A 9659-nucleotide genomic window follows, 5' to 3' on the forward strand; every position below is an offset into this window, starting at 1 on the left:
GGCTGTGACCTGCACCACACATACTCGGAGGGGTGGGGTTTCGGGCCCGGCGGCGCCGTCGGGAGCAGTCCGGTGGTGGGGCCCGTGGGACACGTCCGATTCGTTCAAGACCCGGCGGCCCGGCCCGGCCTAGGTTCTCGGCATGGTTATTCGTATCGACTTGTTCGGTCTCGTCGTCGCCGACATGGCGCGCTCGCTGGCCTTCTACCGCGACCTCGGCCTCGACGTCCCCGCGGAGGCCGACCAGGAGCCCCACGTCGAAGTGACCCTGCCCGGCGGCATCCGCCTGGCCTGGGACCGCACCGACGTCATCCGCAGCTTCGAGCCGGACTGGGCGCCGCCGTCCGGCGGCCACCGCATGGGCCTGGCCTTCCACTGCGACACGCCGGCCGAGGTCGACGCGGCCTACGCGCGCATGGTCGGCCTCGGGCACACGGGCCACAAGGAGCCCTGGGACGCTTTCTGGGGCCAGCGCTACGCCCAGTTGCTGGATCCGGACGGCAACCCGGTCGATCTCTTCAGCGCGCTGGCCTGAACCGGCCCGGCTCCACGCCGGCCAGCGCCTTCACCTCCCTGCTGAGGTGGGCCTGGTCGGCGTAGCCCAGCATGCAGGCGATCTCGGAGAACGGCGTGCCCCGGCGGAGCAGTTCGACGGCCCGGTGCATCCGCAGCACCCGCGAGAGCGTCTTCAGCCCGTACCCGAACGCCTCCCGGCACCGCCGGTGCAGTTGCCGCTCGCTGTAGCCGGCACGTACGGCGCACGCCGCGACCGACTCCCCCGCTGCCAGCCCGGCGAGGACCTCGGCGACCATCGGGTCCCGGTCGGACCCGCTGAACCTGTCCCGGGCCAGCCCGCCGAGGAACGCGCCGGGGGAAGGGGCCTCACCGATCTGTTCGGTCAGTCGTCGTACGAGGGCCCCGTCCCACATCCGGGCGAGCGGCACGCGAAGGTTGCGCAGCTCGTGCGCGGGAACGCCCAGCACCAGCGGTCCGTTCCCCGGGGAGAACCGCAGTCCCACGGCCGTGTCCCCCGGCCTGGTCCCGATCACCGCGGCCTCGGTGTCGGGTCCGGCGACGATCAGTGCGCCGCGCGTCCAGATCAGGTCCAGACATCCGTCCGGGATGATCCGGCGCGGCCCGGCGACGGTGGCGGTGCTGGTCCACAGCACCCCGCCGGCCCCGGGCGCGTCCCGTTCGGTGTACACGGCCGTCACCGGGCCGCGGTCAGACGGGCCGGGGTGCGGCCCGCAGGCCGCCGAGCAGGGTGGCCAGGTAGCGGTGGGCGGTGTCGATGCGGTCCGCGGGATCGCCGCCGTGGACGTCGACGGCGTAGGCGATGCCGCACATGAGCGGGACCAGGTCGGCGGGGTCCAGGTCGGGGCGGACCGCGCCGGCGGACCGCGCCCGGTCGACGAGGGTGGTGCCGACCGACCGGAGCGCGACCTTGAGTTCCGTGGTGCGCGGCAGGGCGTCCGTGGCCGCGGCGGCGACGGGGGCCATGGCCGCATCGCCGACCTGTGCTTCGACCGTGCGGAACAGGAAGCCCTCCAGCGCGCGCCAGGGGTCGGAGTCGGCCAGCGCCTGCTCGCCGTGGACGGCCAGGCCTTCGAGGCAGGGCGCGGCAACGGTCTCCAGCAGGGCCTCGGGGGTGGCGAAGTGCCGGTAGACGGTGCCGACCCCGAGTTCGGCGCGGCGGGCGACATCGTTGAGCTGCAGCGGCGCGCCCTGGTCGACCAGGGCGCGGGCGACGGAGACGATCCGGTCCCAGTTGCGGGCCGCGTCCTTGCGCAGGGGCGTCGTCATGACGGACATGTTAACCGGATGGCCGATCCGGATGGCACCCGCCGCCGGTGCCGGCCCTGCGGCGCCGACGGGTCAGGCGGTGGTGAGCGGCGCGTGCCGTTCGATAGTTCATCCGTTTGACGTTGGGCAGGACGGTAGCACAGATGCGGATGACCTATCCGGTTTACTCGAAGGTCAGCCCAGCTGGAACGCGTCGCGGTGCGCGGACAGCCAGGTCCGGAAGTCCTGGAGACCGGGGTGGAGGGCGCGGACGGCATCGAGGTCGCGGGCCGCGGTGAAGGTGTGCTCGCAGTCGGCGTAGTACTGGAACATGTTGCCGAACTCCTCCGCACCGGGGAATCCGAGCGCACGGAAGGCGTCCGGCGTCAGGGGCTCGTAGCGCACCGGCCTGCCGAGCACCTCGGTCATGGTCGCGGCCATCTCGGCGACGGTGAGGTGCTCGCCGGCGATGCTGATCGTGGCGGCGATGAAGTCGGTACCGCCCTTGAAGAGGGCCAGGGCGGTCTTTCCGACGTCGTCCACCGCGATGCCGGAGAGCCTGCGGTCCCCCATGGGATAGGTGAGTGCGTACGTGCCGTCCTCACCCTGGTGCGGGTCGAAGGCCGACAGCAGGTTCTCCCAGAAGAACGTGGTCCGCAGGAAGGTGGTGGGGACGCCGGCGTCGGTGAAGTAGTGGTCGGCCTCCGCCTTGGCGTCGAAGTGCGGCACGCTGTACGAGCCCTGCAGGGTCGGCATGCGGTCGTCGTCGACCGGAATGCACTCGCGGGTGTCCTCCAGGGTGGACCAGATCGCGTGCTGCACCCCGGCGTGTCCCGCCGCCCGGGCCAGGGCCTGGGCCTGCGCCTGCTCGTGGGCCGCGGACATGTCCTCCCAGAAGTTGGTCACCAGGAAGGCGCCGTAGGCACCGTCCAGGGCCGGTCGGAGGCTCTCTTCGTCATCGAGGTCGGCGCGGACGACCTCCGCGCCGAGCCGCTCCAGCTCGCGGGCCCGGTCCGATTCCGGCCTGCGGGTCACGGCCCTGACCGCGAAACCGCCGTCCTCGTCCTCCAGGACGGCCCGGGCCACCGCTCCGCCCTGGTGCCCCGTCGCGCCGAACACGGTGATGATCCGCCTGCCGTCCATCGCCAGCACCTCTTCCCTGCCGCCACCGAAGCCACCCACAGAATCTGGTAGCGAAACCTACGGTTGCGGGGGCCCGCATCCATGCCGCACACGCCGACGAACCGGTGCAAGACGCCCACTGGGGCCGATGCGGCCGACGTGACGTCGGGGGCGCGCCGAGCGGCACGCCCCCGACGTCCACGGCGATCGGGCGGCGGGGAGGGAGCCGCTCAGCCCGCGCTGATGGCCGCGACGTGGGCCGTCCCGTCGCGCAGGGCGGTGATGCGGACCTGCCCGGCCGGGAACGCGTCGCGGCCGTTCGGGCCGGGGACCTGCGCGAAGCCGGCCCAGGAGCCGTCCGGCCTCCTCGTGTCGTGCCAGACGTTGCCGTCGCGGCCGACGGCGACGATCCGGGCCGAGCCGTCGGGCATGCCCGCGATGTCGACGTCGCTGGCCCCCATGGTGGGCGTGGTGACTCCGCGCAGGGGCCGGAAGCCGGTCCACGTGCCGTCCGGGCGGCGCACCTGGTGGTGGACCATGCCGTCGAGGCCGATGGCCAGCACCTGGGCGGACCCGTCCGGCAGCCCGGCGATCGCGAGGGCCGGGCCGGAGAACGCGGGTGCTCCGCCGACGCCGGCGAGCCGCCCCCACCCCGTCCAGGATCCGTCGGCGCGCCGGATGCAGTGCTGCATGGCCCCGTCGGTGCCGTAGGCGACGAGCTGGGCGGATCCGTCGGGCATGGCGGCGATCGCCGCCTTCGTCGCGCCCCAGCGGCCGGTAGGGGAGCCACCGGGCACGGCCCGGAAGCGGGTCGGGGTGCCGCCGGCGCCGCACCGCTGGTGGTACAGCCTGCCGTCCGTGCCGACCGCCACGATCTGGCCGGTACCGTCCGGGAACCCGGCGATCGCGGCGTCGAGGACGGTGAACCCGCTCCGGCCGTCAAGCCCGGTGAGCCGCTGCCAGGGGCTCACCGCGTCCGCCCCCTTGCGGGTGGTCAGCCACAGGCTGTTGTCGGTGCCGAGGCCCAGCGTCAGGAGCGAGCCGTGGGGCAGGCCGGCGACGGCGGTGCCGACCCCGGTGAACGACGGCGCGTCCTGCGCGCCGGGCAGCGGCCGCATGCTGCTCCAGGAGCCGTCGGGCGCCCGTTGCGTCACGAAGAGGGTGCGCTGCTCGACTGCGTACGGGGGCAGGCTCGCGGTGGAGAACCAGACGGGGTTGGTGACCGCCACCATCTGGTCCAGGGTCGTCGAGGCGGGTTCCAGGCGCCGGACTTCGGCGCGGGCGAAGAGGGAGGCTTTGCCCCAGCCGCGCCAGTGCAGCCGGCCCGTTCCGTCGCTGCCGGTCCTGGTCGCGGCCATGATGCCCCACTCGGTGTGGAGCGTGATGACGGCGTCCGGCGCGCCCGACACGTCCACCGCGACGTCGACGGCGTCGAACAGGGACAGCGGCAGCTCCTCCCCCGGGCCGGCCGTCGCGCCGTGGGCCCGGGCGGTGAAGTCCACGGTCACGCCCGCGTGTTCGGCGGCGTACGACCTGCCCCTGCGCAGGGCGTCCAGGACGTCGGCGCGGGACAGACTGGCGGCGTTGACGACGTTGTGCGGCTGGCCGACGACGTCGCTCGGGCTGTGGGCGTCGCTGTTTCCGAGGCCCGCGATGCGCTTGCCCAGGCAGAGCATGGTGTGCCAGACGGCGATGTTGGCCGCGTCGTCCAGCGTCCACGGCCCGTTCCACACCTCCAGCGCGTCGACGCGGTCGAGCCCGAACTCCCAGAGCGCGCCGGGTCCCGGGGTCATGGGGTGTGCGGCGACGGCCAGCCCGCCGAGGCCGTGGACGCGCCGGACGTGCCGGTCGAGCACGCCGCCGTCGGCGGGCGCGTAGTGCCAGTCCACCCACTCGCCCTGGGGCAGGCCGACCGCCAGCCAGTGGCCGTGCCGGGTGGTGACCTCCTCGGCGTTGAGGACGAGCAGGTCCGTGGGGACGTTCCCGCGCCAGGAGACCCCGGTGGAACTGGTGTTGTGGTCCGAGGTGGCGATGAAGTCCATCCGGGCGGCGCGGGCGGCGTCGACGAGCTGGTCCACGGTGCGGCGGCCGTCGGAGTGGACGGTGTGGAGGTGGAGGTCCCCGCGGTACCAGCCGCGGCCGCGCCCGGGCACCGCCGCGGGCAGGACGTCGTACGGGACCTCCGGCAGCTGCTCGCCGTACTCCAGCGTGACGGTGATCTGCCAGTCCATGCCGCCGGGCGTGTTCACGATCGGGCCGAGGGCGACCGACCACCTGCCGGCCTGGACGGGGCCGGGGACGTAGCCGGGGGTGGCGTCCGATCCGGAGAGGGTGAACTCGCGGCGCGCCCCGCCCGACCAGCCGCGGAAGCCGGTCGGGCCGAACACGCCGAGGTCGAGGACGCCGTCGGCGGCGTTGAACGCCGCGGAGACGGAGATGCGCCGGACGCCCTCCGGGACCTCGAAGTCGACGGACGCCCACTGGTCGAAGCCGTACGGGGAGTGGCCGTCGTAGGTGGTGGTCGCTCCGCGGTTCCCCCGCGGGACCGTGTCGGCCCGTGCGAGGTTCGCGGGGGCCGTCGCGGCGAGGCCACCGGCGGCGAGGAGGGTGCCGAGGCGCAGGAGGTCCCGGCGTCCGACCCGGGACCGGTGGTCGTGGCGTGCAGCGGGGCGCGGGACTAAGCCGTCCAGGTCGTCCATCGGGTCGCCTTTCCCTTTTCCGGTGTCGGGGGGTGGGGGTGCGGGGCAAGGGGGGCGTGCGGGGTGGGCGGGGGTGCGAGTGCGGGTGCGGGTGCGTCAGCGGGTGTCGCGTTGGGCGCTGACCATGACCGCCATGGTGCGTTCGACACCCATTCGGCCCTGTACCTTCTCGGCGAAACCGGGGAACTGCCCGGCGATGGCGCTGAGCAGCCTCAACTCGCCGGGCGCCACGTTCACTTCGCACAGGTCCCGCTCGACGGCGCGGATCACGCCGGCGGACACCTGCGCCGGGGAGACCGTGCGCATGCCGGCCGGGGGCTTGGCGCCCGTCGCGGCGAACATGCCGGCCTCGCGCACGAACCCGGGCTGGACGAGGGACACGCCCACGCCCGTGCCGCGCAGGTCCTGGCGGAAGGCGAGGGCGAAGCCGCGCAGGCCGAACTTCGTCGCGTTGTAGAGCGAGGAGGACTTGCTGGCCGCCTTGCCGGAGATGGATCCGACGAAGGCGATGTGGCCCCGGCCCGCCTTCAGCATGCGGGGGGCGAGCAGGCGCGCCAGCAGCACCGGTGCGTGCAGGTTGACGGCGAGCGCCCGTTCGACCTGGTCGGGGGTGTACTCCAGCACGTCCCCGCTGGACGGCAGCGCCGCGTTGGCGACGAGCACGTCGACATCGGCGCACTCCTGCGCGAGGCGCTCCACGTCGGACGGGTCGGCGAGGTCCGCGACGACGGCGCGGGCGCCGAACCGGTCCGCGACGGCCTTCAGGGCGTCCTCCCTGCGCCCGGTGAGGACCAGACTCGCGCCCTTCGCGGCCAGCGCCCCGGCGAGCGCCGTCCCGAGTCCGCCGGTGGCCCCGGTCAGCAGAACCGTCGATCCGTTGACACGCATCCGTACCGCCCTCTCAGTTGTTCGTTCGAACGAACTGGACCATAGAGGAGGGGTGTCCGGCGTGTCCATGCCATGGACGGGCCGACACCCGCGCGCCGTTCCCGAGTTGGCACCCGGCCCGTCGGGCGAGATCGGCCGGGTGCGACCATTGCGGGCATGGAGAAGGCAGCCGACACCCGCCAGAGCATCATCGATGCCGTCCTTCGCATCATCGGCGACGAGGGCATCGCCGCGCTGAGCAACCGGCGAATCGCGAAGGAAGCACAGGTGTCGCTGGGCTCCGTCACCTACCACTTCGCCACCCAGCACGAACTGCTCCGCGAAAGCCTGCTGCACTTCGTGGCCCAGGAGACCCGGCGCCTCACCGAACTGGCCGAGAACTGCGCCACCGCGGACGGCCTCGACGTCGAGGGCGCGGCCGAGCTGGTGGCGACGGTCGCGGGAGGGACCGCCTTCGACAGCCGGCACATCGCGCCGTTCGAGCTGTACATCCAGGCGGGGCGCGACGAACGGCTCCGGGCCGCCGCGGCCGAGTGCTTCGCCGCGTACGACCGGCTCGCCTGCGGCGTCCTGGAACGGCTCGGCCTGCCGGACCCGCAGCGCCTGGCCGGTGCCGTCGTGGCGCTGGTCTTCGGGCAGCAGCTGAGGCGACTGGCCACCGGTTCACCGGCCGAGGAGCTCGTGGACACGATCCTGCTGCTGACGGGCGGCGCGACCGCCGGCTCGGACGCCTGCGGCACGGCCCTGCGTACCGCCGTCCCGGGCGCCCGACCGTCCTGACCGCCGTCCGAGGAGGGGAAAACGGCGGCGACTGCGTCACCGGGCGCCCGTGGGGGAATGCGCGCAGGTATGCCGGAAATGATCAGCACCCTCACCCGTATCGCCGACCGCCGTCGCGAGCCGGTCGCCGTCCAGGCCCTGCGTTCCACCGGGGCAGCCGTCATCAGCTACGTGATCGCGCTACGGCTGAGCAGCGAGCCGGCCCCGCTCACCGCACCGCTGACCGCGCTGCTCGTCGTCCAGGTCACCCTCTACTCCACCCTCACCACCGGCATCCGGAGGGTGAACTCCGTGGTCGCCGGCGTCCTGATCGCCATCGGCTTCAGCGCGCTGGTCGGACTCACCTGGTGGAGCCTGGGCCTGGTCATCCTGGCGTCGCTGCTCGTGGGCCATCTGGTCCGGGTGGACGAGTTCGTCCCCGAGGTCGCGATCAGCGCCATGCTGGTCCTCGGCGTCACCCAGGTCGCGAACACCGCATGGGACCGGGTCCTGGAGACGCTGATCGGCGCCGCCGTCGGAATGCTGGTCAACCTGCTCGTCGCCCCGCCGGTCTGGGTCGGCCCGGCCAGCGAAGCGATCACCGACCTCGCGGCGCGCATGAGCCGGCTGCTGGGCCACATCGGCGAGGAACCGCTCGGCCCGGCCAAGGTGGAGCAGGCTGCGGCCCGCCTCCACGAGGCGCGTCGGCTCGACAACGACATCGCACAGGTGGACGCCGCCCTCCGGCAGGCCGAGGACAGCCTCCGGCTCAACCCGCGGGTCAAGGAGGGCCTGCTCTCCCGGCTGGTGCTGCGCACCGGCCTGGACACGTTGGAGATCTGCGCGGTCGTCCTCCGCGTGGCCTGCCGGACGCTGACCGACCTGGCCAAGGCCCGCCCCGACAGCCCGCTGTTCACGGCCGAGGTCCGGGGCGCACTGCGGGACGTGCTCGGACACACGGCCACGGCGGTGGAGAGCTTCGCCCAGCTCATCACCGCCCAGGTCAGCGCCAACGCGGAGGAGGCGGAGGCCCGGCTGACCGGGGAGCTCGTCGTGGCCCGGGCGAGCCGGGACCGGCTCGCGCACCTCCTCCTGGCCCGGATCGGGGAGGACCCGGCCCAGTGGCAGCTCCAGGGGGCGCTGCTCGCCGAGATCGACCGGGTGCTCGACGAGTTGGGCGTGGACAAGCGCTCCCAGCGACTGCTGGAAGAGCTCGACCGCCACACCCGTACCCGGCGCAGCCGCCGCCTCACGTCCCGAATGCGCCGTCGACGCACCGGTGGCGAGGAGGAAGAGCGCGACGGCGCATGAGGCGGCGCGGCGGCGGCGCGGAGCCCCGCTCCGGCGCCCGCGCGGGCCGAAGCCCTACGGTGTGGACGTGACCGACGAGGGGAGCACCATCGAGGAGACCGCGGCCCGGCTGAAGGAACGGCTGTACGCGACGATCACGATGATCTCCGTGGTCATCGGCCTCGGCGCCAGCGGCCACGTGGACGCGGCGGACGCGGCGCTGACCGTCGTCACCGCCTCGGTGGGCCTGTGGCTCGCCGCCCTCACGGCCGACCAGCAGGCGCACCGTGTCGTGCACGGAACCCTCGCCACCGGACGGGACCTGCGCTCGATGCTGTTCGTCAGCAGCCCGCTCCTGCTGTCCGCGGTGGGCCCGCTCCTCCTGATCGGCATCTCGGCGCTCGGGGTGATGGCGCTGGACACCGCTCTGGCGACGGCCGCAGCGGTGAACGTCGGCACCCTCTTCGCCTGGGGCTGCTACGGCGGCGTCCGGATGGGCAGCGGCACCCTGTTCGCCCTGGTGGCCGGTGGCATCGACGCGGCGATCGGCACCACGGTCGCGCTCGTCAAAGCCGCAGCCGGCCACTGACGTCCTGCCCCGCGCTCGGGGCTCGGGGGCGAAACGGTACGGGGCCTCAGAGGGCGCCCAGGACCTCGCCGAGCGTCCCGTCCGGTACGGCCCGTTCGAGCACGAGCACCCTTGCGGGCACTTCCGCGGCCGTATAGGCGGCGAGTCGGTGGTGACCGTCGAGGACGACGGCGAGCAGGCAGCGCTCCTCCCACTCGGACGAGACGTGGCGGTCCTCGGTCCAGCCCAGCAGGAGGGCGGTCGGCCGCTCGCCCCGCGCGATGGCCGCCGCGTGCCGGTCGACCGTTGCCGGATCGAGTGCGGGCAGCGGCTGCGACGGCATGACGCTGACGTGGGCCGGCCGGGCGCCGGGGAGCGGCTGCGGCGTCTGGAAGTGCTCCGTTCCCGGCCATCCCGTCGTGTCGTCGCCCGGGCCCGCGTCGGGGGGGGGGGGGGGGGACCACCGGCACCAACACAAACACCAGGGGTCCCCTGGAAGGTGGAGGGGGAGGGGGAGAAGGGGTGTTTGGTAGCGGGAGGTTTCTCCCTCG

General features: G+C 73.6%; 10 protein-coding genes. 4 read left to right on the forward strand and 6 right to left on the reverse strand.

Translation table 11 applies throughout. The features are described from left to right. The first annotated feature begins 142 nt into the window (after window positions 1-142). A complete protein-coding gene (locus tag ACZ4VL_RS25475; RefSeq protein WP_468204191.1) occupies window positions 143-535 on the forward strand; it encodes a VOC family protein in 393 nt (130 codons plus the stop codon). Here ACZ4VL_RS25475 and ACZ4VL_RS25480 read toward each other — a convergent pair. The 5 genes from ACZ4VL_RS25480 to ACZ4VL_RS25500 form a co-directional block, all read right to left on the reverse strand. Then, window positions 519-1205: a helix-turn-helix transcriptional regulator gene (locus ACZ4VL_RS25480; RefSeq protein ID WP_468204194.1), complete on the reverse strand. Its 687-nt coding sequence runs from the start codon at window positions 1203-1205 to the stop codon at window positions 519-521. The genes ACZ4VL_RS25475 and ACZ4VL_RS25480 overlap by 17 nt on opposite strands. 19 nt (window positions 1206-1224) lie before the next feature. After that, window positions 1225-1803, reverse strand: coding sequence for a TetR/AcrR family transcriptional regulator (locus ACZ4VL_RS25485; RefSeq protein WP_468204196.1), 579 nt, complete (start codon window positions 1801-1803; stop codon window positions 1225-1227). Between the two features lie 174 nt (window positions 1804-1977). Further along, entirely contained in the window at window positions 1978-2925 is a 948-nt protein-coding gene (locus ACZ4VL_RS25490; RefSeq protein ID WP_468204198.1) for an NmrA/HSCARG family protein, read from the reverse strand. Between the two features lie 209 nt (window positions 2926-3134). Continuing rightward, a complete protein-coding gene (locus ACZ4VL_RS25495; RefSeq protein WP_468204200.1) occupies window positions 3135-5603 on the reverse strand; it encodes a CehA/McbA family metallohydrolase in 2469 nt (822 codons plus the stop codon). Window positions 5604-5699: 96 nt separating this feature from the next. Continuing rightward, window positions 5700-6491, reverse strand: coding sequence for an SDR family NAD(P)-dependent oxidoreductase (locus ACZ4VL_RS25500; RefSeq protein WP_468204202.1), 792 nt, complete (start codon window positions 6489-6491; stop codon window positions 5700-5702). Window positions 6492-6647: 156 nt separating this feature from the next. Here ACZ4VL_RS25500 and ACZ4VL_RS25505 point away from each other — a divergent pair, with 156 nt between their 5' ends. From ACZ4VL_RS25505 to ACZ4VL_RS25515, 3 genes are all read left to right on the forward strand, one after another. Continuing rightward, window positions 6648-7271, forward strand: coding sequence for a TetR/AcrR family transcriptional regulator (locus tag ACZ4VL_RS25505; protein ID WP_468204204.1), 624 nt, complete (start codon window positions 6648-6650; stop codon window positions 7269-7271). 69 nt (window positions 7272-7340) lie between these two features. Continuing rightward, window positions 7341-8561: an FUSC family protein gene (locus ACZ4VL_RS25510; protein ID WP_468204206.1), complete on the forward strand. Its 1221-nt coding sequence runs from the start codon at window positions 7341-7343 to the stop codon at window positions 8559-8561. Window positions 8562-8628: 67 nt separating this feature from the next. Further along, window positions 8629-9129 (forward strand): hypothetical protein, encoded by a 501-nt coding sequence (locus ACZ4VL_RS25515; RefSeq protein WP_468204207.1) that lies wholly within the window; start codon window positions 8629-8631, stop codon window positions 9127-9129. Window positions 9130-9175: 46 nt separating this feature from the next. Here ACZ4VL_RS25515 and ACZ4VL_RS25520 read toward each other — a convergent pair whose 3' ends face one another. Beyond that, window positions 9176-9451: a hypothetical protein gene (locus tag ACZ4VL_RS25520; protein WP_468204208.1), complete on the reverse strand. Its 276-nt coding sequence runs from the start codon at window positions 9449-9451 to the stop codon at window positions 9176-9178. Between the last annotated feature and the right edge of the window lie 208 nt (window positions 9452-9659).

The sequence above is a fragment of the Streptomyces sp. NPDC029014 genome (assembly GCF_055564695.1).

What these genes read in the sequence shown, in the direction of transcription:
- ACZ4VL_RS25500 (WP_468204202.1), bottom strand. Translation starts at nt 6,491, where the DNA reads ATGCGTGTCAACGGATCGACGGTTCTGCTGACCGGGGCCACCGGCGGA.
- ACZ4VL_RS25485 (WP_468204196.1), bottom strand. Translation starts at nt 1,803, where the DNA reads ATGACGACGCCCCTGCGCAAGGACGCGGCCCGCAACTGGGACCGGATC.
- ACZ4VL_RS25520 (WP_468204208.1), bottom strand. Translation starts at nt 9,451, where the DNA reads ATGCCGTCGCAGCCGCTGCCCGCACTCGATCCGGCAACGGTCGACCGG.
- ACZ4VL_RS25475 (WP_468204191.1), top strand. Translation starts at nt 143, where the DNA reads ATGGTTATTCGTATCGACTTGTTCGGTCTCGTCGTCGCCGACATGGCG.
- ACZ4VL_RS25490 (WP_468204198.1), bottom strand. Translation starts at nt 2,925, where the DNA reads ATGGACGGCAGGCGGATCATCACCGTGTTCGGCGCGACGGGGCACCAG.
- ACZ4VL_RS25505 (WP_468204204.1), top strand. Translation starts at nt 6,648, where the DNA reads ATGGAGAAGGCAGCCGACACCCGCCAGAGCATCATCGATGCCGTCCTT.
- ACZ4VL_RS25510 (WP_468204206.1), top strand. Translation starts at nt 7,341, where the DNA reads ATGCCGGAAATGATCAGCACCCTCACCCGTATCGCCGACCGCCGTCGC.
- ACZ4VL_RS25495 (WP_468204200.1), bottom strand. Translation starts at nt 5,603, where the DNA reads ATGGACGACCTGGACGGCTTAGTCCCGCGCCCCGCTGCACGCCACGAC.